A 24,686-nucleotide genomic window follows, 5' to 3' on the forward strand; every position below is an offset into this window, starting at 1 on the left:
GGGTCTCGCTGGATGAGGAATGAAACGGAAACGGCAAAGCCCCGGCAGGACGCCGGTGGCTTCACACGCAGGGGGAACCGTTATTCCTCGCGGCCGCCGGCAATGCCGAGCAGGGCCAGCAGGCTCTGGAACACGTTGAACAGGCTCAGGTACACGCCCAGGGTGGCGCTGATGTAGTTGGTTTCTTCGCCGTCGCGCACGCGCTTGAGGTCGTACAGGATGAAGGCCGAGAAGATGCCGACCGCCAGCACGGAGAGCGTGATCATCAGCGCGCCCGACTGGATGAACACGTTGGCGATGCCCGCCACCACCAGCATGATCATGCCGATGAAGAGGAACTTGCCCATGTTGCCCAGGTCGCGCTTGATGACGGTGGACAGCGTGGCCATGCCGAAGAAGATCAGGCCCGTGCCGGCGAAGGCCGTCATGATCAGGCCGGCCCCGTTGGCCAGACCCAGCACCGAGCCGATCAGGCGCGAGAGCATGAGGCCCATGAAGAACGTGAAGGCCAGCAGCACGGGCACGCCCGCGGCGGAGTTCTTCGTCTTCTCGATGGCGAACATGAACCCGAACGCGCCGCCCAGGAAGACGACGATGCCGAGGAAGCCGGTGAGCGGCGCGGTGATGCCGGTGGCCACGCCGAACCAGGCGCCCAACACCGTGGGAATCATGGACAGTGCCAGCAACCAGTAGGTGTTGCGCAGCACGCGGTTGCGTTCAACGGCCACGGCCTGGCCGGCAGCGGCGGGGGACGAAAGATCAAGATGCGGGTTCATGCGGGGTCCTCAAAAAAAAGCGTTGTGAAATGAAAAGGGGTGCGCCGCGAAAGCTGCGGGCCTGGCCTGCCGGCATCGGCCGCAGGTGCTGCAAGGGGGTGGGTGTGCCGTCGCCGGGGCGGCGCAAGACCGGTCCGGGACCGGCCAGGGCGCGCTCAGGCGAGCACGGGCAGGCCGCGTGGCGGGCGCTGCGGCCCGTCGAGAACGGGCGACGTCAGGTCGCGCGCCACGGGGGGCGATGGGGCGCGCAAGGACTCGTGCGCGGTGGATGCAGCCATGGGCGCGTCCAGGCACTCGGGGAAATCGGGTTGGGCGTCGGTCAGCCCGTGGTCTTGCGCCGGGCCCGCGGGGAGCGATGTGTCGCCGGGAGCGACCTGGGCCGACGCTGGCGTGAGCGCCTGCGCCACCAGCGCCTGCGCCTGGCTTGGGGGCGGCGTGGCGCCTGGCAGGCTGCCAAAAGCGAACGCGCCCACACTCACAAAGAAGTGCAGGGCAAAAACGGCAACAAGCCAGCGGCGCATGGTGGGGCCAGTATACCGGTACCCCTCTCGCGCCGCTGCCGCCGGCGGTCCGGCCAGGGGACGGGCCGGACCCACCGCCAGGTCAGCGTTTGATCTTGGCCAGGAGCTGCGAAGCCTCTTCCCGACGGCCGGCATCGGCCATCGGGCGCCCCGGGCGGGCCGGGGCCTGCAGGGCGCGCTCGAGGTAGGCCACCGCCTCTTCGGACTTCTTGTTTTCAACCAGGTACTCGGCGTAGAAGAAGTTCGCATCGATGCCCTTGGGGTTGATGGTCAACGCCTTTTGCAGCAGCTCGCGCGCCTTGTCCTTGTCGCCAAAGCCCACAGGCCAGCCCGGCACCTTGTAATACAGCACACCCAGGCTGTTGTAGGCCGAACCATCGAGCACGTTGCCATCGATGCGGATGGCCGTCTCATACAGCGCCTTGGCCTTCTTCACCATCGAGAGCGCGCCCAGGCCGCCTTTTTCACCGGCCCAGGAGCTGACGATGATGCCCTCCCACACCAGCGGCTCGGCCCGCCCGGGGAAGGTTTCGCTGGCTTTGTGCGCCTTGGCCGAGAGTTCTTCGAAGCGCTTTTCGCGCTCGCTGGCCGGCGCCTGGTAGCGGATCACTTCCCAGTCGTGCTGCAGCTCGGCCACGGCATCGTCCACGGGCGCGGCCTGCGCCGCAGGGGCGAACGCCAGGAAAGACAGCGCCGACAGGGCACCAGCCAGCCAGCGGCGGCGCGCGGCAGATGCAGGAAAGCGGGAAGCGGGAAGGGACAGGGTGAAAATCATGGGAGAAGCTCCGGTGTCGTTGAACAGGGAAGTCAAGAAAGAGGGGCGGGCTAGACCGCAGCGGACGCGCGGGAGGCGCCGCCCGGCAAGCTCTGGCGGTGGCGCTTGAAGCTGCCGTCGAGCAGCGTGGGTGCCAGGCTGTTCAGGCGCAGCGCGACCGATTCGGGGAAACCGAAGAAGCGCTCGGCGGCTTCGCTCTGCAGGAGCGTCAACAGCTCGTGTGCCACGCGCTCGGGCGGGTCCATGGCGGTGCCGGTGGCGCGGTTGTAGGCCGTCACGCTGTCGCCGTTGAACGGCGTGTCGGTGCTGCGCGGCCCGAGGTACTGCACCTTCACCGGGGAGTCCTTCAACTCGCGCCGAAGCGATTCGGCAAAGCCGCGCAGGCCGAACTTGCTGGCGCTGTACACGCTGAAGCCCGGCAGGCCGATGCGACCCAGCGCAGAGCCCACGCAGATCACCTGGGCCATGCGCTGCTGCTGCAGATGGCCCAGCAGCGCCTGGGTGAGCAGCATGGGTGCGATCAGGTTGAGCTGCATCACGGCCTGCAGCTGGTCGGGGTCCTGGTGCTGCAAGGCGCCAAAGGCCGGCAGGCCCGCGTTGTGCACGACGACGTTACAGCGCCAGTTTTGCGCCTCGCCCGCCAGCCGGGTGATGTGACCCACGCGCGCGAGGTCGGCTTCTCGCCATGCGATGCGCGATGCGGCCGCGCCCGTTTGCGCTGCCAGCTCGACCGCCTGCTGGTCCAGCCGCTCGGGTGAGCGGCCCACCAGCATCACGGCGGCGCCGGCCTTGAGCAGTTCGCGCGCCACGTGCTGGCCAATGCCGCCACCCGCGCCGGTGAGCAGCACGCGTGCCGCCAGCGGCTTCATGCCAGGGCTCCAGCGGTGCGCTGCTGCGCGGCGACAGCCACTTGCGGCAGCGGCAGGTTGCGGAACACATCGCCATACAGGCGGAAGAAGGCGCGCGCCGCGTGCACGATGTCGGCCTGGTCCCGGGGGTCGGTGATGCGCTCCATGAGCAGCTCGAAGTGCGCGGTGTGCTCCTGGTCGAGCGTGCCGTGCGAGCGCAGGTAGCTGAAGGCGGCATCAGGCAGGTTCAGCGGCTTCTGGATGTTGTCGGCGGCCAGCAGCGCGAGCGACACGCTGGTGCCCTCCAGCACATGCACCATGCCGAAGAAGCCCAGCGGGTTGCGCCGTGCGATCGTGTCGTAGGCGTAGGCCACCATCACTTCGGCCGCGTGACCGGGCTTGCCATGGCGCACCGCCTCGGCATCGGCCCCGCAAGCGCGGATGTCGTTGAGGATCCACTCGTCGTGGCCCGTTTCTTCTTCCACGTATTCGTCCATCGCGTCGTAGAGCCAGACGTGGTGCGCCGGCAGCGCGGCCTTGCAGGCGCGCAGCAGGGGCACGGTGTGGCTGACGTGGTGGTAAGCCTCGGTGAGGAAGGCCACATAGCTGGGCAACGAGACCTGGCCCTGCAGGCAGCCCTGAATGATCGGTGCCGAGAGCAGGCCCATGCGGGCTTCCTGCGTTTGCTGAACGAGCTGGGTGTGAAAACTCATGGGAGGGGTCCTTGGTTCAATGGGTGCCGATCGCCGGTGCGGCGAGTGCATCGGCATGGAGGTGGAAAACGGCTTCGCGCTGCGGGCGACCGTTGGCGGTGGACATGCCCGCTTCGGCGCTGAAGGGCGCGCTGGCGCGCACCCAGTGATGCACCTGGGCGTAGTCGGGCAGCGTGGCATTGGCGCGCTCGACCGCGGCGGCCAGCGCGCTGTCGGGCAGCTCGGCGCGGGTGGGCCAGAGCACGGCGCTCAGCGCCGGCTGCGCCTCGCCAAACACCACGGCTTGCGCCACGGCGGGTTCGCCGCGCAGCGCGGTCTCCACCCATTCGGGCGAGACGTTGCGGCCAAAGGCGGTGATGAGCACGTGCTTGCGGCGGCCGCGCACGTGCACGAAGCCGTCGGCGTCGATGTGGCCGAGGTCGCCCGTGGGCCACCACGCCGGTGGCGCGGCCGCATCGCCGAGGTAGCCCTTGAAAAGGCTCCCCGCCACTTCGATCTCGCCCTCGGCGCTCACGCGCACACGTGCATGCGGCAGGGGCTTGCCGGCGCTGCCGGGGCGGTCTGCACCGGGCAGGTTGAGCGTTTGCACCGAAGCGCCTTCCGACAGGCCATAGCCCTCGAAGGCCGGAATGCCCACGGCGCGCGCGGCCTCGACCAGCGGCGTGCCCACCGAGGCGCCGCCCACCGCCACCATGCGCAAGGAAGCGGGCGCACGCTCGCCGGTGTGGGCCAGCCAGGCGGCCCAGGCGCGCAGCATTTGCGGCAGCAGGATCATGCTGTGGGGCTGGTGGCGCACCACGGCGGCCTGCAGCCGGGCGGGATCAAAACTCGACGAGCCGACCAGTCCCACGTCCTGCAGCGGCAGCACGATGCACTCGGCACCGTGCGCCAGCGGCGCCATGAGACCCGCCACGTTCTCCAGCAGCACGGCCAGGGGCAGCGCGCAGAGGTGACGGCGGATGTCCAGCGGTGCCAGGGCCTGAACGAGGCCGCGGGTGATGGCCTGCAAAGCCTCCCCATCCAGGCACACGCCCTTGGGTGTGCCGGTGGTGCCCGAGGTGAAGGTGATCTTGGCGGTGCCGGCTGGCAGGGCCACGGGAAGCATGGGCAGGCGCTGCAGGCACAGCGCCTGGCCCGCCACCTCGCAGTCCTGCGTGGGCGCGCCGGGCCAGCGGGCCGCGAGTGCCCAAGGCCCGAGCACGGTGTCCACCCCTGCCGCCTGCAGCGCGTGACCGATCTGCTGGGCCGTGAAAAAGACGGGCAGTGGCACATGCACGAGGCCGGCCTGCGCAGCGGCGAGATCGGCCATCACCCAGGCGGGGCCGTTGTCCATCAGGGTGGCGATCACCCGCGTGCCCTGCGCGCGCAGCACATCGGCCAGGGCATTCACCTCGGCATCGAGTTCAGCGCGGCTGAACGATTGCCGCCCGTTGGAGAGCAGCGGGGCTGGTGCGGCGTTCATGGCAGGGTCTCCCGACGCGGCTGGCGCCGTGCCAGCAGGCGAAGCGCCTGCCGCAGATGGCCCGCGAGCACCACAGGGCGGTGGTCGTAGTAGCTGCCCCACTGCGCCACGTCGGTGCCGAGCACGGCGGGGTCGGCGCGGCCCAGCGCCAGCGGCGCGATGCCCAGGCGCACAAAGAGGTGGCGCAGCTCTTCGGTGAGCGTGCTCACCACCCACTGCGCGCCTTCGGCGGCCAGGTGGGGGCCGAGCAGGAAGATGAGGCGCCGGCCCTCGCCCGCGCGGTCGGCCGCCAGGTGGCCCACTTCAAAGATGCCGTCGCGGCGGGCCATCGGTGCGCCCGACTGTGCCGCGAGCAGCGTCTCCACCGGTGCATCGAGGTAACGCTCCAGAAAGAGCGGACTCTGCCGGGCCGAGCGGTACCCCGCTGCGGCGAGGATGCTGCCGTCCAGCGGGTCGCGCAGGCTCACCAGCGTGGGCGCGAAAGACCGCACCTGGGCGCCAAACCGGCGCGCATACACGCGGCCGATGAACGCCTCCACCTCGGCGCGCTGCGCGTCGTCTTCGTCGTGCACAACCAGGCGGGGGCCTGGCCATGGCTCGTTGTTCGGCAGGGGGCTTTGGCCCTGCACATATCGGGTCACCATCAAGATGCTCACTCCTTGCAGAAGCTCCTCGCCACGTGGGGGAGCTCATCTGGGGCGGATGTTGATGGCCGTGGATTAACGGCAAATTAACCCGGACACCGCTCATCGGCGGACACGGGCGACCAGCGGAAATGGCCTGAAAACACCAGCCTTACAAGGCCTTCGGGCGTGGCGCAGGGCGCTGCAGCAGGGCCATCGAGACCGCCGCGCTCGCCGAGAGCGCGAGCATCAGCCAGCCCAGGTTCACCGCGCCGTCGTGCGGCACCAGCCCCACCACGAAGCCGCCCACCGCACCCATGAGCTGCTGCATGAGCCCCGCCACGGCGGCGGCCGCGCCGGCCAGCGCGGGCAGCAGGCCCACCGTGCCGATCAGCGTGGGCGGCACCAGCAGGCCATGCCCCAGGCCCAGCAACAGCAGTGGCAGCGACAGCGCCAGCGCGGTGTCCACACCCGCCAGCGCGAGCGCGAGCATGAGCGCAATGCCCACCAGCGCACAGGCCTGCCCCACGCGCATCACCCGGCGCTCGCCCACGCGGTGCACCAGGTGCGTGGTGAGGTAGTTGCCCACGATGTAGGACAGCGGCACCACCATGATGTGGTACCCGATGCCTGCCGGCCCCACGCCATAGCTGCCCAGCACGATGGGTGCACCGGCCAGGAAGGCATAGAAGGTGGCGGTGGTCATGGAGAGCAGCGCCACGTACAGCAGGAAGCTGGGCTCGCGCGCCAGTCGCGCATACGACGAGGCCATGTCGCGCAGCCAGTGCGTCTGTTGCGGCTCGGTGCGTGCGGGGTGATCGGGCAGGCCGCGCCAGGCCGCCACGAACATCACCACCGACAACACCGTGAGCAACACGAAGTTGGCCTGCCAGCCCACGCGCACATGCAGCTGCCCGCCCAGGATGGTGGCCAGCGGCGGCACCAGCCCCATGGCCATGCCGATGTAGGCCATCACGCGGGTGCGCTCGGGGCCATCGAAGAGGTCCTGCACCATCGCGCGGCCCACCACCATGCCGGCCGCGCAGCCTGCGCCCTGCAGCACGCGCGCGGCGGTGAGCAGGGTGAGGTCGGTGGCCAGCGCGGCCAGCAGAGAGCCCAGGCCACCCAGCGCGATGCCCAGCAACAGGATCTTCTTGCGCCCGAGCCGGTCCGACAGCGGCCCGTACAGCAGCTGCAACCCGCCATACGCCACCACATAGCCGCTGAAGGTGAGCTGCACCGCCGCCTGCGTGGAACCGAAGATCGCGCCCCATTCCTGCATCGACGGAATGCAGATGGTCATGGCGAGCAAGCCGAAGGCGAGCTGGGCAACGAGGTTGGCGATCAGGGGTCCGTGGCGGGGCGATGACATGGGGCGTGAGGTGAAAGCGAGCGGCGCATCCTGCCACAGATGACGCCCTTCGAACCATCGCTGCGGAACCCCCGGGGGGTATGCGCACTCATGCCACTAAACTCGAACGCCCATGCATGTGTCCCTGATCTTCCTTGTCGCCCTGCCTTTCGTGGGCAGCCTGCTTGCAGCGCTGCTGCCCGCGAACGCGCGCAACACCGAATCCACACTCGCTGGCGCCATCGCACTGTTCTGCGCCGTGCAGGCCGCGATGTACTTCCCCGAAGTGGCCAACGGTGGCGTGATCCGGCAGGAATTCGTCTGGCTGCCTTCGCTCGGTTTGAACTTCGTGCTGCGCATGGACGGCTTTGCGTGGATGTTCTCCATGCTGGTGCTGGGCATCGGTTCGCTGGTGGTGCTGTACGCGCGCTACTACATGTCGCCCGACGACCCGGTGCCGCGCTTCTTCTCGTTCCTGCTGGCCTTCATGGGCGCCATGAGCGGCGTGGTGCTCTCGGGCAACCTCGTGCAGCTGGTGCTGTTCTGGGAGCTCACCAGCCTGTTCTCGTTCCTGCTGATCGGCTACTGGCACCACCGGCGCGACGCGCGCCGCGGTGCGCGCATGGCGCTGACCGTGACCGGCGCGGGCGGCCTGTGCCTGCTGGCCGGCGTGCTGGTGCTCGGGCACATCGTGGGCAGCTACGACCTGGACGTGGTGCTGCGGGCGGGCGATGTGGTGCGCGCCCATCCGCTCTACAGCACGGCGCTGATCCTCATCCTGCTGGGTGCACTCACCAAGAGCGCGCAGTTCCCGTTCCACTTCTGGCTGCCACACGCCATGGCCGCGCCCACACCGGTCTCGGCCTACCTGCACTCGGCCACCATGGTGAAGGCGGGCGTGTTCCTGCTCGCGCGGCTGTGGCCCGTGCTCGCCGGCACAGACGAGTGGTTCTGGATCGTCACCTGCTCGGGCCTGGTCACGCTGCTCATTGGCGGCTTCGCGGCGATCTTCCAGAACGACCTCAAGGGCCTGCTGGCGTACTCCACCATTTCGCACCTCGGCCTGATCACCACCCTGCTGGGCATGAACAGCCCGCTGGCCGCCGTGGCCGCCGTCTTCCACATCATCAACCACGCCACCTTCAAGGCCTCGCTGTTCATGGCCGTGGGCATCATCGACCACGAGGCCGGTACGCGCGACATCCGGCGCCTCTCGGGTCTGGCGCGCTACATGCCCGTGACGGCCACGCTCACCATGGTGGCCGGTGCCGCCATGGCCGGCGTGCCGCTGCTCAACGGCTTCATCTCCAAGGAGATGTTCTTCACCGAAGCGGTGTTCGTGAGCGCGGCGCCCTGGTTCCAGAAAGTGCTGCCCACGGCAGCGGTGGTGGCGGGCATGTTCAGCGTGGCGTACTCGCTGCGCTTCACCGCGCGCGTGTTCTTCGGCCCCGACACCTGCGCCAGCCTGCCGCGCGTGCCCCACGAGCCGCCGCACTGGATGCGCGTGCCCATCGAGGTGCTGGTGCTGGCCTGCCTGGTGGTGGGCATCGTGCCGCAGTGGTCGATCCAGCACATCCTGGGCACGGCGGCACTGCCGGTGGTGGGTGGCGCACTGCCCGAGTTCGACCTCGCGGTGTGGCACGGCTTCAACCTCCCGCTGTGGATGAGCTTTCTCGCGCTGGCCGGCGGCATCGTGCTGTACCTGATGCTGCGCCGCCCGATCCAGAGCGGGCGCATCCAGCGCACGCCGCTGGTGGGCCTGCTCAATGGCAAGCGCATGTTCCTGCACACCATGGCCCGCCTGACGGCCGCCAGCCGCAGCGCCCTGCGTCTGCTGGGCACGCGGCGCCTGCAGCCCCAGCTCTTCCTGCTGGTGCTGGTGACGGTGGTGGCCGCCGTGGTGGCCTTCCGCACGGCCGTGCCCGACCCCGCGCTCACGCTGGGAGACCGCACGCTGCTGACGTTCTCGCCGATGTTCGCGCTGCTGTGGGTGGTGGGCGTGGGCGCGGCGGTGGGCGCGGTGTGGCAGGCCAAGTACCACCGGCTCACGGCGCTGGCGCTCATGAGCGTGTCGGGCCTCACCACCGTGATCACCTTTGCCTGGTTCTCCGCACCCGACCTGGCGCTCACGCAGCTTTCGGTGGAGGCCGTGACCACCGTGCTCATCCTGCTGGGCCTGCGCTGGCTGCCCAAGCGGCTCGAAGTGCAGGACCAGCGTGAACCGCTGTGGGAGCGTGCGAAAGCGCGCACACGGCGCACCCGCGACCTGCTGCTGGCGCTGGGCGCCGGTGGCGGCATGGCCCTGCTGTCGTATGCCGTGATGACGCGCAACTTCCCGCAGAGCATCTCGCCGTTTTTCCTCGAGCGCGCACTGCCCGAGGGCGGTGGCACCAACGTGGTCAACGTGATGCTGGTGGACTTCCGCGGCTTTGACACGCTGGGCGAAATCACCGTGCTGGGCATCGTGGCGCTCACGGTGTATGCGCTGCTGCGCCGCTTCCGCCCCGCGCCCGAAAGCGCGGAGCTCACCGCCCAGCAAAAGGCCCTGCCGGCCGACCTGGACACCGACCTGGTGAACCCGCAGCTGGCCGAAGACACCGCCATGGGCTACCTCATGGTGCCCGCCGTGCTGGTGCGCCTGCTGCTGCCCATTGCCGCCGTGATCGCGGTGTACCTGTTCATGCGCGGCCACAACGAACCCGGCGGCGGCTTCGTGGCCGGTCTGGTGCTCTCCACCGCCTTCATCCTGCAGTACATTGTCTCGGGCACGCAGTGGGTCGAGGCCCACATGCAGCTCATGCCGCAGCGCTGGATTGCCGCAGGCCTGCTGATCGCCACCGCCACCGGCCTGGGGGCGTTCTGGTTCGGTTATCCGTTCCTCACCACCCACACAGCCCACCTGGACCTGCCGCTGCTCGGCGAGATTCACGTGGCCAGCGCGCTGTTCTACGACATCGGCGTCTTCACCCTGGTGGTGGGCGCCACCCTGCTCATCCTCACTGCGCTGGGCCACCAGTCGGTGCGCGGCCACCGCCGTGCCAAGGCGGCCGAGCAGGACACCGCACAAGAAGGAGCTGCCTGATGGAACTCGTCATGGCCCTGGCCATCGGGGCCCTCACCGCCTGCGGCGTGTGGCTGATGCTGCGCCCGCGCACCTACCAGGTCATCATGGGCCTGTGCCTGCTGAGCTACGGCGTCAACCTGTTCATCTTCAGCATGGGCCGCCTCTCGGTCGACAGCGAGCCGGTGCTCACCCCGGGCCTGGAAGCCACGCTCATGCAGTACGACGACCCGATGCCGCAGGCGCTGGTGCTCACCGCCATCGTCATCGGCTTTGCCATGACGGCACTCTTCCTCGTCGTGCTGCTCGCGCAGCGCGGCTTCTTCGGCAATGACCATGTGGACGGACAGGGGGACGCCGAGTGAGTGGAGGACCGATGCAGTCGATCACCGCGGCGCTCATGCCGCACCTGATGATCGCCCCCATCCTGGTGCCGCTGATCACGGCCTGCCTGATGCTGTTCCTGCGCGAAGGCAAGCACCGCACCAAGGCCACGCTGAGTCTGTCGGCCGCGGTGCTCAACCTCGTGATCGCGGTGGCGCTGCTGCTGTGGGGCAAGCAAAGCGATGGCCCCAGTGCGTTTGGCGTGTACCTGCCCTCGAACTGGGACGTGCCCTACGGCATCGTGCTGGTGCTGGACCGCTTCTCGGCGCTGATGCTGCTGGTGGCCGCCATCGTCACCCTCATGGCATTGCTGTTTGCGCTGGCGCGCTGGCACAAGGCCGGTGCGCACTTTCACCCGCTCATCCAGATCCAGATCATGGGCCTGAACGGTGCTTTCCTCACCGGGGACCTGTTCAACCTGTTCGTGTTCTTCGAGGTCATGCTGGCCGCCTCCTATGGCCTGCTGCTGCATGGCTCGGGCCCTTCGCGCGTCAAGTCGGGCCTGCAGTACATCGCGATCAACCTCGCGGCGTCCTCGCTGTTCCTGGTGGGCGCGTCCATGATCTACGGCGTCACGGGCACGCTCAACATGGCCGACCTCGCCGCGCGCATTCCGCAGGTGGCCGCGGCCGACCGCGCGCTGCTGCACACGGCCTGCGCCATCCTGGCCGTGGCTTTCCTGGCCAAGGCCGCCATGTGGCCGCTCAACTTCTGGCTGGTGCCCGCCTACTCGAGCGCGAGCGCGCCTTCGGCCGCGGTGTTTGCGTTGCTCACCAAGGTCGGCGTGTATGTGCTGCTGCGGCTCTCCACCCTGCTCTTTCCGCCCGAGGCCGGCAGCTCCGCCGGCTTTGGCAGCCAGTGGCTGCTGTGGGGCGGCATGGCCACGCTCGCCTTTGGCGCCATCGGGCTGCTGGCCTCGCAGCGGCCGGCGCGCCTGGCGGGCTACGCGGTCATCGTGTCTTCGGGCACGCTGCTGGCGGTGGTGGGCTTTGCACGGCCCGAGCTCACGGCGGCCGCGCTGTATTACCTGCCCAGCTCCACGCTGGCGGTGGCGGCGTTCTTCCTGCTGGGCGAGATCATGGAACGCTCGCGCACCGATCCCCACAGCCAGCGCGCACCGGAAGACGAAGAAGACCACCTGCCGTTCGCCCTGGCCGATCTGGAGATCGCCCGCACCGCCAACCTCGATGAAGACGAAGAGGTGCTGATCGGCCGCGCCATCCCCGCCTCCACCGCGCTGCTGGGCCTGGCCTTCATCTGCTGCACCGTGCTGGTGGCAGGCCTGCCGCCGCTCTCGGGCTTCATTGGCAAGTTCGCCATGCTCTCGGCCCTGCTGCCGCTGCCTGTGGAAGCCCCGCGTGTCGGCCTGGCCAGCTGGACCCTGCTGGTGCTGGTGATCGTCTCCGGCCTGTTTGCACTGGTCGCGCTCTCGCGCACCGGCATCCGCTTTTTCTGGGCCCCCATGGAGCGCGGCGGCCACCTGCTGCGCGTGGCCGAGTTCGTGCCGATCGCCGTGCTGATCGCCGCCTGTGTGCTGTTCACCGTGCGGGGCGAGGCCCTGATGCGCTACGCACAGGCCACCGCCACGTCGCTCTACCAGCCGCGCGGCTACATCGACGCGGTGTTCTCCACCAAACCCCTGCCCACCCCCACCAACGCCGAGCGCCTGGGCGTGCCGGTTTCGGAGACACGGCCATGATGCGGCGCCTCTTCCCTGCCCCGCTGCTGTCGCTGGCGCTGGTCGCGCTGTGGCTGGTGCTCAACAACCCCTACAGCCTGGGCCAGTGGCTCATGGCGCTGCTGCTGGGCGTGGTGGTGCCCTTGCTCACGCAATCGCTGCGCCCCACCCGCGCGCGCTTTCGCCATCCCTGGGTGGCCTTCAAGCTGTTCATGCACGTGGGTATGGACGTGATCGTGTGGAACTGGCGCGTGCTGCGCGGCACGCTGGGCCGGGGCCAGCGCATGCCCCAGGGTGGGTTCGTCACCGTGCCGCTGGACCTGCGCGACCCCAGCGGCCTGGCGGTGCTCGCCGCGATCATGTGCGTGATCCCGGGCACCATCTGGTCGGAACTCGCGCTCGACCGCAGCGCGCTGCTGGTGCACATGTTCGACCTCGAAGACGCGCAAGGCGAAATCGAGCTCATCAAGCACCGCTACGAGCGCCCTTTGATGGAGATCTTCGAATGAGCCCCTTCCTGTTCGGCGCCATCGTCTTCACGCTGGCCTGCTATGTGCTCGCCATGGCGCTGGCGCTCCTGCGCCTGTACCGCGGCCCGTCGGCCCAGGACCGCGTGCTGGCCATGGACCTGATCTACACCATCGGCATGCTCGTGCTGATGGTGCTGGCCATCCGCTACCGCAGTGCGATGTATTTCGAGGCCGCACTGCTGATTTCCGTCTTCGGCTTCGTGAGCTCGGCGGCCATGGCCAAATTCCTGCTGCGCGGCGAGGTGATCGAATGATGATGCCCGCCGGCGTGTCCCTCTGGGCCGAGATTCCCGTGGCGCTGCTGCTGGTGCTCAGCGGCCTGTTCACGCTCACCGCCGCCATTGGCGTGGTGCGCTTCAAGACCTTCTTCCAGCGCATGCACCCGCCGGCGCTGGCCTTCAGCTTCTCGGCCTGGTGCGTCACGCTGGCCAGCATCATTTACTTTTCGGCGCAAGACGAGCGGCTCTCGCTGCACGCCTGGCTGATCATCATCTTCCTCGCGCTGACGGTGCCCGTCACCACCATCCTGCTGGCGCGCACCGAGCTGTTCCGCCGCCGCAATGGCCACCCCGGCACGGACGACATCCCGCCCTCGATCACCCAGGTGAAGCCGCCGCCGGCCCGCGCCGCCGACGACGCCACGCCGGAGACACGCTGAGGCCGCACCACCCCGCTGGCCGGGGCGGCGCCGAACGGCTCAGCGAGCCAGGTGCGCCAGGAGCAGGCGCGCGAATTCGGCCGGCCGTTCCACCGGGGGAAAGTGCCCGCAGTCCAGCAGCACCGCTTGGGCCGACGGCAGCGCATCGGCCAGTGCGTGCTGTTTCTCGGGTGGGCACAGCGGGTCGTCCTGCCCGGCCACCACCATGGTGGGGGCGCGCACATGCGCCAGCCGGTCTGTCAGGTCCGCATCGCGCAGCACGGCCACCGCACCCGCGTAGCCCACCGGGCTCATGGTCTCGAACACCTCGCGCAGCGTCGCCACCATCGGGTCGGCGCGCTCGCGGAAGGCCGCACTGAACATGCGCTCGACCATGGGCCCGGCCAGCGGCGCCATGCCCGACTGCAGCGCGGCCTGACGCCGCCCGTCCCAGCCGTTGGGCGGCGGCGCCACGCGCGGCGCACTTGAGCTCACCACGACGCGGTTCACGCGCTCGCCCGCACGCGCCGCCACCGCCAGGGCCACCATGCCGCCCAGCGACACCCCGCACAGGTCAAAACTCGCCAGGCCGTGGGCATCGGCCACGGCCAGCAGATCGTCGGCGAGCTGATCGATGTCGTAGTCCCCGGGCGTCACCGCGCTGGCGCCGTGGCCCCGCAGGTCGCAGCGCAGCACCGGCATGCGCCCTTGCAGGTGCGGCAGCAGCGGGTCCCAGAAGCGCAGCGAGGCGCCAATGGGGTGCACCAGCACGAGTGCGCGGCCCGGGCCAGGCGTGGTTTCGCTGTGCAGGTGGGGGGTCGGGTCGGTCACGGGGGTCTCCTCAGTGTTGAAGTTGGGGGTATTCGCGAAGCTGCGCGGTGAACGCCGCCAGAAAGGTGCGGGCCGCTTCGGTGGTGTGTGTGCCTTTGCGGGACAGCGCGTAGAAGTCCAGCGGCACTTCGGGATCGGTCATCACGGACACATGCACCGCATAACGGCTGCAGGCACCCTGCACAAAGGCGGGCATCACCGCAGCGCCATAGCCGGCCTCGACCATCGCCACCACGCTGTGCAGGTGGTTGAAGGTGGTGCGCGCTTCGTTGGCCCGGCCCATCTCGCGCAGCCGCAGGTCGATCAGTTGCTGGATCGGGTTGCCCACGGGCAGCCCGATCAGGGGCACCTCGGCCAGGTCGGACCAGCTCACGCGGCTGCGCTGAAGGCGCCTGGGCGCACCGCCTGCGACAGGCCATTCGCGCGGGCTCACGCACACCAGCGGCAACGAGAGCAGCCGCTGCCGCCGCATGCCCGAGCCCGCCTTGAACTGGATGCCCAGCGCCATGTCGACCTCGCCCGAGAGCACCAGCGCCTCGATCTGGCTTCGGTCCACATCGCGCACCTGCACCCGAATGCCGGGCTGCGAGGCTTGCAGGTTGCCGAGCACCACCGGCATGACGCTGGAGCACACCAGGGGCGTGGCCGCCACCGTGAGCGAGCGCGCCACATCCACCGAAAGCTTGTCGAGCCGGCCGGCGATGTCGGACCACTCGCGCAGCATGCGCTCGGCCACCGGTACCAGCTGGCGACCGCCTTCGGTGAGCGTCACCGAGCGGGTAGTGCGGTCAAACAGACGCAACCCCAGCTGCGTTTCCATTTCGCGCAGCAGCAGGCTCAGCCCGGCCTGCGACAGGTGGACCTGCTCGGCCGCTCGGGTCACGCTTTGCAGGCGCGCCACGGCCAGAAACGCCTGCAGTTGTCGGGTGCTCACATTCATAAGCGATGCAAATCAATCCATTTCATAAACCAACTTCCCCTATGGACGTCATGGTGGTGCAATTCGGTTGATGTTGCAACCATATCAAGAAAGTTCAGGAACCATGGACCGAAAGACCCGCATCGCCATCTCCGGCGCCGGCATCGGCGGGCTCACCGCAGCGCTGGCCCTGCTGCAGCGCGGCTTCGAGGTGGAGGTGTTTGAACAGGCGCGCGCGTTTGGCGAGGTGGGTGCAGGCATCCAGATCAGCGCCAACGGCACGCGCTGCCTGTTTGCGCTCGGCCTGCAGCAGGACATCCTGCGGTGCGCGAGCCAGCCCAGCGCCAAAGAAATCCGGCACTGGAACAGCGGCAACACCTGGCGCCTGTTCGACCTGGGTGCCGAGTCGGTCGAGCGCTACGGCTCGCCCTACCTCATGATGCACCGCGCCGACCTGCACAGCGTGCTGGTGCGCGCCATCCAGGCCCTGCGGCCCGAGGCGCTGCACCTGGGCGCGCGCCTCACCGACTTCACACAAGACGCCGACGGCGTGGCCCTGCGCTTTGAAGACGGATCGGCACGCCGGGCGCACGCCCTGATCGGTGCCGACGGTGTGCACTCGCGCGTGCGCCAGCGGCTGCACGGCGACGACGACCCGCAGTACACCGGCTGCATGGCCTGGCGCGGCGTGATCCCGGCCGAGGCATTGCCCGCACACCTGCGGCGCCCGGTCGGCACCAACTGGGTCGGGCCGGGCGCGCACGTCATCACCTACCCGCTGCGCAACGGCGAGCTGATGAACTTTGTGGGCATCGTCGAGCGCGCGGCCTGGCAAAAGGAGTCGTGGACCGAGCAGGGCACGATGGACGAATGCCTGGCCGACTTCAATGGCTGGCACGCCGATGTGCTGGGCATGATCGAGCGCCTGGGCCGGCCCTTCAAATGGGCGCTGATGGGCCGCGATCCCCTGCCCCGCTGGGGAATGGCGCGCGTCACGCTGCTGGGGGATGCCTGCCACCCCACCCTGCCCTTCCTGGCGCAGGGCGCCATGATGGCCATCGAGGACGGCGTGGTGCTGGCGCGCTGCATCGACGGCTGCCCCGATGACGTGGCCACGGCGCTGCAGCGCTACGAACGGCTGCGCCAGACCCGCACCGCCGCCATCGTGCTGAAGTCCGCCGAGAACGCGCGGCGATTCCACAACCCCGCGCTCGCCTCCACGCAGGGTGCGGACACCTACATCGAGACCGAATGGGCACCCGAGAAGGTGCGTGCCCGCTACGACTGGCTGTTCGAGTACGACGCGCTGTCGGTGGATGTGGGCGCACAGGCGCTGGCAGAGGCGGCATGACAAATAGCACCTGTCCGCCACCTCGTCAAGGGAGCTTCCGCTAAGTTGCAACGTCAACTCAATACTGGCATCGTTCCCATCTGAGTTGCTATTGCAACCAAATTGACTGAAGGCCGACCCAGAATCGACCGCAGTGCGACCGGTACCGAAGACACCGTTTCATCCACCACAGGAGACAGACATGATTCAACGACGCACCCTGCTCAAGACGGGCACGGCCATCGCCCTGGGCACCCCCGCCTTTCTTTCCCACGCGCAGCAGGTCGTGACGCTGAAGTTCCACACCTTCATGGCGCCCACGTCCAACGTCTGGCTGCTCATGCTCAAGCCCTGGATGGAGAAGGTGGAGAAGGAGTCGGGCGGCCGCATCAAGTTCGAGGGCTACCCGGCCATGCAGCTGGGCGGCACGCCACCCCAGCTCTACGACCAGGCCCGCGATGGCGTGGCCGACATCATCTGGACCCTGCCCGGCTACTCGGCAGGCCGCTTCCCGCGCGGCGAGGTGTTCGAAATGCCGTTCATGATGACCGAGGCCAAAGCCACCTCGCGCGCCTACTGGGAGTACATCCAGACCAACGCGCCCGACGAGTTCAAGGACACCAAGGTGCTGGCGTTGCATGTGCACGGGCGGGGGGTGTTCCACAGTGCCGACAAGCTCATCAAGTCGCCCGCCGACCTCAAGGGCATGAAGGTGCGTGCGCCCAGCCGCCCGGTGACCAGCATGCTCGCTTCGCTGGGCGCCACACCCGTGCCGCTGCCGCTGCCCGCCACCCCGGATGCGCTGTCCAAAGGCGTGATCACCGGCCTGGCCATGCCGTGGGACGTGGTGCCATCGGTCAAGGTGCACGAGCTCACCAAGTTCCACAGCGAGTTCCCGGCCAGCAGCCCCGCGCTCTACACCGGCACCTTCGTGATGGCCATGAACCGGGCGAAGTACGACAGCCTGCCGCCCGATCTGAAGCAGGTGATCGACGCGAACTCCGGTATCGAAACCTCGGCACTGTTTGGCAAGACCACGCAGGACAGCGACGCGATCGGCCTCAAGGCCGCGAAGGACCGGGGCAACACGATCATCACCATCGGCGCGGCCGAGACGCAGGAGTTCATCAAGCTGTCGTCGCACGTGGAAGAAGCGTGGGTGGCCGACATGAACAAGCGCGGCTTTGACGGCCCCAAGCTGCTGGCCTCGGCCAAGTCGCTGATCGCCAAGCATTCCAAGAGCGGCGCGTAACACGCCGCGGCATCCCAAGAGAGACAGGAGACCCCCATGTTCGTCCTCAACACCTGGTACATCGCCGCCTGGAGCGAAGATGTGGCCGACAAGCCTTTCCCGCGCCGCATCTGCAACGAGGCCATCGTGTTCTTCCGCGACAAGCACAGCGGCAAGATCGCCGCGCTGGCCGACATGTGCTGCCACCGCGGCGCCCCGCTCTCGCTGGGCACGGTGGTCGAGGAGGGCCTGGAGTGCGGCTACCACGGCGTGGTGCACGACTGCTCGGGCAAATGTGTGCACATCCCGGGGCAGGACCGCATTCCCGAGAAGGCCCGCGTGCGCGCCTACCCGGTGGTGGAGAAGAACGAGTTCATCTGGATCTGGATGGGCGACCCGGCACTGGCCGACGAGAGCCTGATCGTCGACTACCCGTACAACGACGACCACAAGAACTGGCCCCACAAGCACGGCTTCTATCACATCAAGTCGGGCTACATGCTGATGGTCGACAACCTGATGGACCTCACCCACCTGGGCTATGTGCACAAGACCACCATCGGCGGCAACCCGATGACGCACGTGAAGGCCGAGATGGACGTCACACGCGACGAGAAGAGCCTGAAGTACGTGCGCTGGATGATCAACTCCGTGCCGCCACCCACCTACACCAAGGCGGTGGACTTCGGCGGCAGCAACGTCGACCGCTGGCAGGAGTTCGCGTTCTCCGCGCCGAGCAACATCCTGCAGTGGAGCGGCGCGGTCAAGACCGGCACCGGCGCGCGCGAGCACAACCGCCGCGAGGGCGGCTTCTCGCTGCGCATCTTCCACGGCCTCACGCCCGAGACCGAGAACACCTGCTTCTACTTCTTCACGCCGGCCAACGGCTACAAGCAGGACGATCCGCAGGCCACCGAGCTGCTGTTCGACCACATCGCCGAAGCGTTCATGGAAGACAAGATCTTCTGCGAGGGGCAGCAGGCGAACATCGACGAGAAGGGCGAGGCCCACTTGGTCGACATGGTGTGCGATGCCACGCGCGTGCAGCTGCGCCGCATCATCAAGCGCATGTTCGACGAAGAACAGACCCAGGCCGTGCCCGTGAGCGCCCCCACGCGCCACGAGATTCCCATCAGCGTGGCCAAGTGATCCGGCGGGCCTGGATGCCCGCCCACCCTTCATGACGCTTCTTGACCTTCAGATCACCGAGCGGCGCGTGGTGGCGCAGGGCATCGTGAGCCTGGAGCTGCGCGACCCGCAGCGCCGGCCGCTGCCCGCGTTCACCGCAGGCGCGCACATCGACGTGCACATCACCCCCGTGATCACGCGCCAGTACTCGCTGTGCAACGCGCCCACCGACACCGACCGCTATGTGCTGGGCATCCTGCTGGAGCCCAACTCCCGCGGCGGCTCGGCGGCCATGCACCAGCGCTTTGCGCAGGGCGACACGATCACCGTGGGCACACCGCGCAACCTCTTTGCGCTCGCCCCGGCCCGGCGCACGCTGCTGTTTGCCGGGGGCATCGGCATCACGCCCATGCTGAGCATGGCCGAGGCGCTGTGGCAGACGCACGAGGACTTCGAGCTCATCTACTGCGCGCGCTCGGCCCGCCACGCCGCCTTTCTGGACCAGCTCACCGTGGCGCCGTACGCCGCACGCACGCGGCTGCACCTGGACGACGGCGCCCCCGAACAACGCCTGCAGATGGACCGCCTCGCGCAGGAAGACCCGGCCGGCACGCACCTGTATGTGTGCGGCCCCAAGGGCTTCATCGAGCATGTCTGCCAGGCCGCCCGCGCACACGGCTGGCCCGAAGCCCACCTCCACGTCGAGCACTTCTCGGCTGTGTCTGCGGCCTCGGGCCAAGCCTTTTGCGTGGAGATTGCCTCGACCGGTCAGCGCATCGAGATCGGCCCGCAGGCGTCGATCACCAGCGCGCTGGAGCGCCATGGCGTTTGCATTCCCGTGTCGTGTGAACAAGGCATCTGCGGCACCTGTGTCACGCGCGTGGTCTCGGGGGACATCGAGCACCGCGACAGTTTCCTCACAGCTTCCGAGCGCAGCCGGGGTGACCAGATCACGCCGTGCTGTTCGCGCGGTCGCGGCACGCTGGTGCTGGACCTCTGACCACAGGGCAGCGCCTTGAAAGCCGGCGGGCGCTCCTCAGGCCTTCTTCTTGCGCGCGACGGGGCTCTGCGCCTCGGCAGGTGGCTCGTACTCGTTGACGAAGGGGATGTTGGCCGTCGTGCGCACCAGCAGGTTCAGCAGCGTCTCGACTTCTTCGGCCGACAAGCCCTTGAGCAGGCGGCGCTCGCGCTCCAGCGCCGTGCGGATGATTTCGTCGTGAATCGCATAACCCTGCGGCGTGAGCTCCAGCGTGCGCCGGCGGGTGCTCTCGGGGTCTTCGTCGATGGAGAGGTAGCCCTTGGCTTCGAGCTTGCGCATCTCGCGGCTCACCGCCCCTTTGTCCAGGCCAATGATCTGGCAGATGCGCACTGGCGAGATGCGGGGCTCCACCGCCAGCATGGCCATGACGCGCCACTCGATGATGCCGATGTCGTAACGCTTGAGGTACAGGCGGGACGCCCCACTGGAGAGCTTGTTGGCCAGCACCGTGAAATAGAAGGTGACGTACCCCGAGAGGTTGAGCACCTTGCGCCCTTGTCGCACCGCCGTGTTGCCGCGCCGTGTCGCCATCGTGAATCCACTTTCCGGGAGATTGAAACAGGCCGCTACTTTACCTGTTGCCACTGCAACCCGGGCTCCTCCAGCGCCTTACAACGCCTGCGCGAAGGCCCGCAGATCGGCGCCCAGCAGGTCGGGCGCTTCGTACCCGGGAAAGTGCCCGCCGTGCGCGTAGTCGCTCCAGCGCTCCACGCGGTACACGCGCTCCACCAGCGAGCGCGGCGGCGCGGGAAAGGCCGGGTCGCGCATGGCGGCAATGGCCACCGGCACGTTCACCCGCCCGCCCTGCGGAAAGCCCGGTGCGCCCTCCACCGCCAGCCCCCGGTAGATCAGCGTGGCGGACGCTGCGGTACCGCTCACCAGCTGCAGCCAGGTGTTGAGCACGAGGCGGTCTTTCCAGGCGGGCTGGGCGATCTTCTCGCTGGCGCTGCCCAGGGCCGGGTCGGACCAGGCCATGAACTTCTCGGCCTGCCAGGCCATCAAGCCCACCGGACTGTCGGCCAGCAAGAAGGCCAGCGTGTGCGGCCGCGACGTCTGCTGGCGGAAGTACGCGCCGTCGTCCTCGAAGCGTTCACGAAAGCCGGCCAGCCATTGCTGCTCCTCGGGGCCCTGCACCGCGCCCGCCACGAAGCGCGGGCTGATCATGCTCATGTGAATGCCCGCCACCTCGGCCGGGAAGTCGTTGCCCAGCCAGCTCGCGAGGATGGACCCCCAGTCGGAGCCGTGCGCCACATAGCGGGTGTAGCCCAGCACCCCGGTCATGAGCGCGTGCACCGCGTGCGCCATCGCGCGCGGGCCCATCAGCGTGGCGGTCTGTTCAGAAAACCCCGTGTTGGGCAACGACACCACCACCACGTCGTGGTCCCGCGCGAGCGCTTCGGCCACGTCCAGGTACTCCAGGTAGCTGCTGGGCCAGCCGTGCAGCAGCACCAGCGGAAGCCCCCGGTCGCCCTGGCCCCGGTGGTGCACAAAGTGCAGGCCGACGCCGCCGGCCTGCGCGCGGTACTGCGGCTGGCGGTTGAGCCGCTGCAGCTGGGCGGCGGCGTCAAAGCCATGCAGCCAATGGTCCACCAGCCCACGCAGGCCGGCCTCGTCCATGCCCATCTTCCAGGGCTCACCGCCCGGCAGGCGCGGCCATTCGTAGCCTTCAAGCCGCTGGGTGATGCGGTCGGTCATGGCCTGCGGCACGTCTATCTGAAATGCATCGGCTTGCGTCATGGTGTCTCCTCGGTCTTTGGCGGAAATGCCCACATTGTTGACATGACAACCCGTGAACACAAGTCAGTCAAAACACGGTTGACATGGCAACTCACAATCGTTAGGCTTTGAGTTGATACTGCAACTCAAAGGCAGAAATCGAACCACGATGAACCCCGACGGAGACGACACATGACCTCTTCCACCACCCCGCACCGCGTGATGCACACCATGATCCGCGTGCGCGACCTCGACGCCTCGCTCGACTTCTACACGCGCCTGCTCGGCATGAAGCTGCTGCGCCGCAAGGACTACCCCGAGGGCCGTTTCTCGCTGGCCTTCGTGGGCTACGGCGCCGAGATCGACCACGCCGTGATCGAGCTCACCCACAACTGGGACCAGCCCACCGACTACGACCTGGGCAACGGCTACGGCCACATCGCCATCGCCGTGGAAGACATCTACAAGGTGTGCGACGAGCTCAAGGCCAAAGGCGCCAAGGTCATCCGCGAGGCGGGCCCCATGAAGAACGACACCCTGGTGCTGGCCTTTCTGCAAGACCCTGATGGCTACAAGATCGAGCTGATCGACGCCAAGACCGTGGCCGCCTGAGGAGCCCCGACATGATCGACTTCTACACCTGGCCAGGCCCCAACAGCCGCAAGGCGCAGATCATGCTGGAGGAAGCCGGCGCCGAGTACACGGTGCGCACCGTGGACATCACGAAGGGCGAGCAGTTCGCGCCCGCCTTCCTGAAGATCTCGCCCAACAACAAGATCCCGGCCATCGTCGACCACACGCCCACCGGGCCGGTGGCGGTGTTCGAAACCGCCGCCATCCTGCTCTACCTGGCCGAGGCATCGGGGCGCCTGCTGCCCACCGAGCCCGCCGCGCGCGCCAACACCATGGCGTGGCTCATCTGGGGCACCAGCAGCCTGGGCGGTGCGCTGCCACAGCTGCACCACTTTGTGGACGCACCCGAGCAGCTGCCCTCGGCCATCGAGCGCTTCACCAGCGACTGCGTGCGCATGTTCAAGGTGCAGGAAAAGCGCCTGTCGGAAGTCGAATTCCTGGCGGGCAACTACTCCGTGGCCGACATCCCGTCGTTCTGCTCCACCGCCGGTTGGCTCAAACGCGTGAAAGACCTCTCCCGAGGCGCGCTGGGCGACACCCCTGCCACCGACCGCTGGCTCAAGGCCGTGGGCGAGCGCGCGGCGGTGCGCAAGGTGATGGCAGGCGGCTGAGCAAGGCAGCGCCGCGTTATCTGGCGCACTGCTTCAGTTTCTCGATCACCGGCGCGGCGCTGTGCCATTGGAGGTCCAACAGCAGTTTCCCGTTGTCGGACAACCTGAATCTTTGCGTGTCGCTCATGCCATTGAGCATGGCGATCAGCCCGGGCACAGCAAACATGATCGTGCCCACCTCCCTGGACTCCCGGTAATTGAACACCTGCAGGGTCTGGGCAGGTTCCTCGTCCTGCTGAAGGGTGATCCGGATCTTCTCGACTTGGGGTGACTTGGGCAGCCCCACACCATGAAAAATCAGCCATGCATCGGGCTTGGGGTTCTGGAATCCCATGATGGTTACGAGCCCGCCATGCTCCGGCTTGTACTCCCGGTATTCGAAGGTGTATTTGGAGAACACCGCCGCGCACAGATTCCCTTCTGGTGTGGGCAGGGATTCGACCGCCCAGACGCCCTGCGCAAGCACCTTCCTTTTTTCCTCTTTTTCTTTTTCCCGCTGCTTCATGTTCTCGTCGAGTTTGCGCGCCTGCTCGGCGGTGAGCGGCGGGCCGGAAGGCTGACGATGGGACCCAATGGCCTCGATGGCCGCCCGCCGGTCGCGCATCAAGTCCCAGCCGGTGTACTCGTACGGGGGGCTGCAGCCGTTTCCGTTGAACTGCATGCCGATGGGGCACGCGACGGCGGCCAGCGGCCAGCACAGGCCCGCCAAAGACAGCGTTACTGGACATTTCATGTGGCGTGTTCCTGAAGGGCTCGGCTCATCCGCGTTTCTGGTGGGACGGCCTCGCTGCTGTCTGATCAACGCAGTATAAAAACCGGGGGCAACGGCAGGACCCGACTCAAGTCGGGTGTGCCAGCGGCGAGAAGCCTGACCATGAGACCCCGGCGGCGGAACTTCGGGGCCCACATCACGTCCGATCGGCATGAAGACACCCCCCACCTGCGCACCTGCGCTTTTCGCACCCGGCCGACGGCACTGGCTGGGCGGCGCACTCGGTGCCGCTGCACTGACCATCGCTTGGCCGATGGTGTCGAACGCGCAAGCCACCGCGGGTGGCCTGATCACCCGCCGCATCCCCTCCAGCGGCGAAGCCCTGCCGGTGGTGGGCCTGGGCAGCTGGATCACCTTCAACGTGGGCAACGACGCGCGGGCGCGCGATGCCTGCGCGGAGGTGGTGCGCGCCTTCTTCGAGGCGGGTGGGCGTCTCATCGACAGCTCGCCCATGTACGGCTCGTCGCAACCGACCATCGGCCACGCGCTGGCCAAACTGCAGCAGCCCGCCACGCTGTTTTCCGCCGAGAAGGTCTGGGTGGGCGACGCGGCGCGCGGTGCCGCGCAGATGGAAGCCTCGCGCGGCTTCTGGGGCGTGCCCCGGTTCGACCTGATGCAGGTGCACAACCTGCTGGCCTGGGAGGCGCACCTGCCGCGCCTGTTCGACATGAAGGCCCGTGGCCGCCTGCGGTATGTGGGCATCAGCACCTCAGAGGGGCGGCGCCATGCCGAGCTCGAACGCATCATGCGCACGCAGCCCATCGACTTCGTGCAGCTCTCCTACAACCTGCTGGACCGCGAGGCCGAGCAGCGCCTGCTGCCGCTGGCGCAGGAGCGCGGCATCGCGGTGCTGGTGAACCGCCCGTTTCGCGAAGGCGCCCTGCTCGACCAGCTGGCGCGCCACCCGCTGCCGGGCTGGGCGAAAAACCTCGGCTGCGAACACTGGGCGCAGGTGGCGCTGAAGTTTGTGGTGTCGCACCCGGGCGTGACCTGCGCCATTCCGGCCACCAGCCAGGTGGCCCACCTGCGGCAAAACATGGCCGCCGCGCGCGGCCCCCTGCCCGACGCCGCGCTGCGCGCACGCATGGCGCGCGATGTGGCCGCGCTGTAGGCCCGC

Annotated in this window: 26 protein-coding genes; 13 read left to right on the top strand and 13 right to left on the bottom strand. The window is 68.2% G+C overall.

Going from position 1 to position 24,686, the window contains the following annotated elements; translation table 11 throughout:
- Positions 1-80: 80 nt before the first annotated feature.
- The 8 genes from KXJ60_RS15220 to KXJ60_RS15255 all read right to left on the bottom strand — a co-directional run bounded on the left by KXJ60_RS15220 (position 81) and on the right by KXJ60_RS15255 (position 7,090).
- Positions 81-776: a Bax inhibitor-1/YccA family protein gene (locus KXJ60_RS15220; protein WP_291129701.1), complete on the bottom strand. Its 696-nt coding sequence runs from the start codon at positions 774-776 to the stop codon at positions 81-83.
- 155 nt (positions 777-931) lie between these two features.
- The gene (locus KXJ60_RS15225; protein ID WP_291129703.1) at positions 932-1,297 is read right to left on the bottom strand and encodes a hypothetical protein; all 366 of its coding nucleotides are present in this window, start codon (positions 1,295-1,297) and stop codon (positions 932-934) included.
- An 82-nt stretch (positions 1,298-1,379) separates the two neighbouring features.
- A complete protein-coding gene (locus KXJ60_RS15230) occupies positions 1,380-2,072 on the bottom strand; it encodes a tetratricopeptide repeat protein (protein ID WP_291129706.1) in 693 nt (230 codons plus the stop codon).
- Positions 2,073-2,122: 50 nt separating this feature from the next.
- Positions 2,123-2,941: an SDR family oxidoreductase gene (locus KXJ60_RS15235; protein WP_291129708.1), complete on the bottom strand. Its 819-nt coding sequence runs from the start codon at positions 2,939-2,941 to the stop codon at positions 2,123-2,125.
- Complete coding sequence (locus KXJ60_RS15240) at positions 2,938-3,633, bottom strand: iron-containing redox enzyme family protein (RefSeq protein ID WP_291129710.1); 696 nt, start codon at positions 3,631-3,633, stop codon at positions 2,938-2,940. The genes KXJ60_RS15235 and KXJ60_RS15240 overlap by 4 nt, the downstream gene beginning before the upstream one ends.
- Before the next feature lie 16 nt (positions 3,634-3,649).
- Positions 3,650-5,095, bottom strand: coding sequence for an AMP-binding protein (locus KXJ60_RS15245; RefSeq protein WP_291129713.1), 1,446 nt, complete (start codon positions 5,093-5,095; stop codon positions 3,650-3,652).
- A complete protein-coding gene (locus tag KXJ60_RS15250) occupies positions 5,092-5,739 on the bottom strand; it encodes a thermostable hemolysin (RefSeq protein WP_291129868.1) in 648 nt (215 codons plus the stop codon). Before KXJ60_RS15250 ends, KXJ60_RS15245 begins: the two co-directional genes overlap by 4 nt.
- Positions 5,740-5,890: 151 nt before the next feature.
- A complete protein-coding gene (locus tag KXJ60_RS15255; protein ID WP_291129716.1) occupies positions 5,891-7,090 on the bottom strand; it encodes a Bcr/CflA family efflux MFS transporter in 1,200 nt (399 codons plus the stop codon).
- A 118-nt stretch (positions 7,091-7,208) separates the two neighbouring features.
- On the opposite strand from KXJ60_RS15255, the gene KXJ60_RS15260 reads away from it, so the two are divergent.
- From KXJ60_RS15260 to KXJ60_RS15285, 6 genes are read left to right on the top strand one after another with little or no spacing between them, the layout of a single operon-like run.
- On the top strand, positions 7,209-10,151 hold the full coding sequence (locus KXJ60_RS15260; protein ID WP_291129871.1) for a monovalent cation/H+ antiporter subunit A: 2,943 nt from the start codon (positions 7,209-7,211) through the stop codon (positions 10,149-10,151).
- On the top strand, positions 10,151-10,495 hold the full coding sequence (locus tag KXJ60_RS15265; RefSeq protein ID WP_291129718.1) for a Na+/H+ antiporter subunit C: 345 nt from the start codon (positions 10,151-10,153) through the stop codon (positions 10,493-10,495). Before KXJ60_RS15260 ends, KXJ60_RS15265 begins: the two co-directional genes overlap by 1 nt.
- Before the next feature lie 11 nt (positions 10,496-10,506).
- A complete protein-coding gene (locus KXJ60_RS15270; RefSeq protein WP_291129719.1) occupies positions 10,507-12,213 on the top strand; it encodes a monovalent cation/H+ antiporter subunit D in 1,707 nt (568 codons plus the stop codon).
- Positions 12,210-12,701, top strand: coding sequence for a Na+/H+ antiporter subunit E (locus tag KXJ60_RS15275; RefSeq protein WP_291129721.1), 492 nt, complete (start codon positions 12,210-12,212; stop codon positions 12,699-12,701). Before KXJ60_RS15270 ends, KXJ60_RS15275 begins: the two co-directional genes overlap by 4 nt.
- Positions 12,698-12,976, top strand: coding sequence for a K+/H+ antiporter subunit F (locus tag KXJ60_RS15280; RefSeq protein WP_291129723.1), 279 nt, complete (start codon positions 12,698-12,700; stop codon positions 12,974-12,976). Before KXJ60_RS15275 ends, KXJ60_RS15280 begins: the two co-directional genes overlap by 4 nt.
- Positions 12,973-13,380, top strand: a complete 408-nt coding sequence (locus tag KXJ60_RS15285; protein ID WP_291129726.1) for a Na+/H+ antiporter subunit G — start codon at positions 12,973-12,975, stop codon at positions 13,378-13,380. The genes KXJ60_RS15280 and KXJ60_RS15285 overlap by 4 nt, the downstream gene beginning before the upstream one ends.
- Positions 13,381-13,419: 39 nt before the next feature.
- Here the strand turns inward: KXJ60_RS15285 and KXJ60_RS15290 are convergent, their stop codons facing one another.
- Complete coding sequence (locus KXJ60_RS15290; protein WP_291129728.1) at positions 13,420-14,190, bottom strand: alpha/beta fold hydrolase; 771 nt, start codon at positions 14,188-14,190, stop codon at positions 13,420-13,422.
- Between the two features lie 10 nt (positions 14,191-14,200).
- Entirely contained in the window at positions 14,201-15,124 is a 924-nt protein-coding gene (locus KXJ60_RS15295; protein WP_291129731.1) for a LysR family transcriptional regulator, read from the bottom strand.
- A 109-nt stretch (positions 15,125-15,233) separates the two neighbouring features.
- On the opposite strand from KXJ60_RS15295, the gene KXJ60_RS15300 reads away from it, so the two are divergent.
- The 4 genes from KXJ60_RS15300 to KXJ60_RS15315 all read left to right on the top strand — a co-directional run bounded on the left by KXJ60_RS15300 (position 15,234) and on the right by KXJ60_RS15315 (position 19,798).
- Complete coding sequence (locus tag KXJ60_RS15300; RefSeq protein WP_291129732.1) at positions 15,234-16,460, top strand: FAD-dependent monooxygenase; 1,227 nt, start codon at positions 15,234-15,236, stop codon at positions 16,458-16,460.
- A 181-nt stretch (positions 16,461-16,641) separates the two neighbouring features.
- Positions 16,642-17,691, top strand: coding sequence for a TRAP transporter substrate-binding protein (locus KXJ60_RS15305; protein ID WP_291129735.1), 1,050 nt, complete (start codon positions 16,642-16,644; stop codon positions 17,689-17,691).
- 36 nt (positions 17,692-17,727) lie between these two features.
- Positions 17,728-18,819 (top strand): aromatic ring-hydroxylating dioxygenase subunit alpha, encoded by a 1,092-nt coding sequence (locus KXJ60_RS15310; protein WP_291129738.1) that lies wholly within the window; start codon positions 17,728-17,730, stop codon positions 18,817-18,819.
- Between the two features lie 31 nt (positions 18,820-18,850).
- Positions 18,851-19,798 (top strand): PDR/VanB family oxidoreductase, encoded by a 948-nt coding sequence (locus KXJ60_RS15315; RefSeq protein ID WP_291129741.1) that lies wholly within the window; start codon positions 18,851-18,853, stop codon positions 19,796-19,798.
- Between the two features lie 36 nt (positions 19,799-19,834).
- On the opposite strand, the gene KXJ60_RS15320 is transcribed toward KXJ60_RS15315, so the two are convergent.
- Together KXJ60_RS15320 and KXJ60_RS15325 are read right to left on the bottom strand one after the other, a co-directional pair.
- On the bottom strand, positions 19,835-20,368 hold the full coding sequence (locus tag KXJ60_RS15320) for a MarR family transcriptional regulator (RefSeq protein ID WP_291129750.1): 534 nt from the start codon (positions 20,366-20,368) through the stop codon (positions 19,835-19,837).
- A 78-nt stretch (positions 20,369-20,446) separates the two neighbouring features.
- Entirely contained in the window at positions 20,447-21,574 is a 1,128-nt protein-coding gene (locus KXJ60_RS15325; protein ID WP_291129753.1) for an epoxide hydrolase family protein, read from the bottom strand.
- Between the two features lie 171 nt (positions 21,575-21,745).
- On the opposite strand from KXJ60_RS15325, the gene gloA reads away from it, so the two are divergent.
- Both gloA and KXJ60_RS15335 read left to right on the top strand, forming a co-directional pair.
- Positions 21,746-22,165: a lactoylglutathione lyase gene (gene gloA / locus KXJ60_RS15330; RefSeq protein WP_291129760.1), complete on the top strand. Its 420-nt coding sequence runs from the start codon at positions 21,746-21,748 to the stop codon at positions 22,163-22,165.
- Between the two features lie 11 nt (positions 22,166-22,176).
- Positions 22,177-22,797, top strand: a complete 621-nt coding sequence (locus KXJ60_RS15335) for a glutathione S-transferase N-terminal domain-containing protein (protein WP_291129763.1) — start codon at positions 22,177-22,179, stop codon at positions 22,795-22,797.
- A 16-nt stretch (positions 22,798-22,813) separates the two neighbouring features.
- Here KXJ60_RS15335 and KXJ60_RS15340 read toward each other — a convergent pair whose 3' ends face one another.
- On the bottom strand, positions 22,814-23,530 hold the full coding sequence (locus KXJ60_RS15340) for a hypothetical protein (protein ID WP_291129765.1): 717 nt from the start codon (positions 23,528-23,530) through the stop codon (positions 22,814-22,816).
- Positions 23,531-23,720: 190 nt separating this feature from the next.
- Here KXJ60_RS15340 and KXJ60_RS15345 point away from each other — a divergent pair, with 190 nt between their 5' ends.
- On the top strand, positions 23,721-24,680 hold the full coding sequence (locus KXJ60_RS15345; protein WP_291129768.1) for an aldo/keto reductase: 960 nt from the start codon (positions 23,721-23,723) through the stop codon (positions 24,678-24,680).
- The last annotated feature ends 6 nt before the right edge of the window (positions 24,681-24,686 follow it).

This window comes from Hydrogenophaga sp., from assembly GCF_019264445.1.
Taxonomy (GTDB): Bacteria; Pseudomonadota; Gammaproteobacteria; order Burkholderiales; family Burkholderiaceae_C; genus Hydrogenophaga.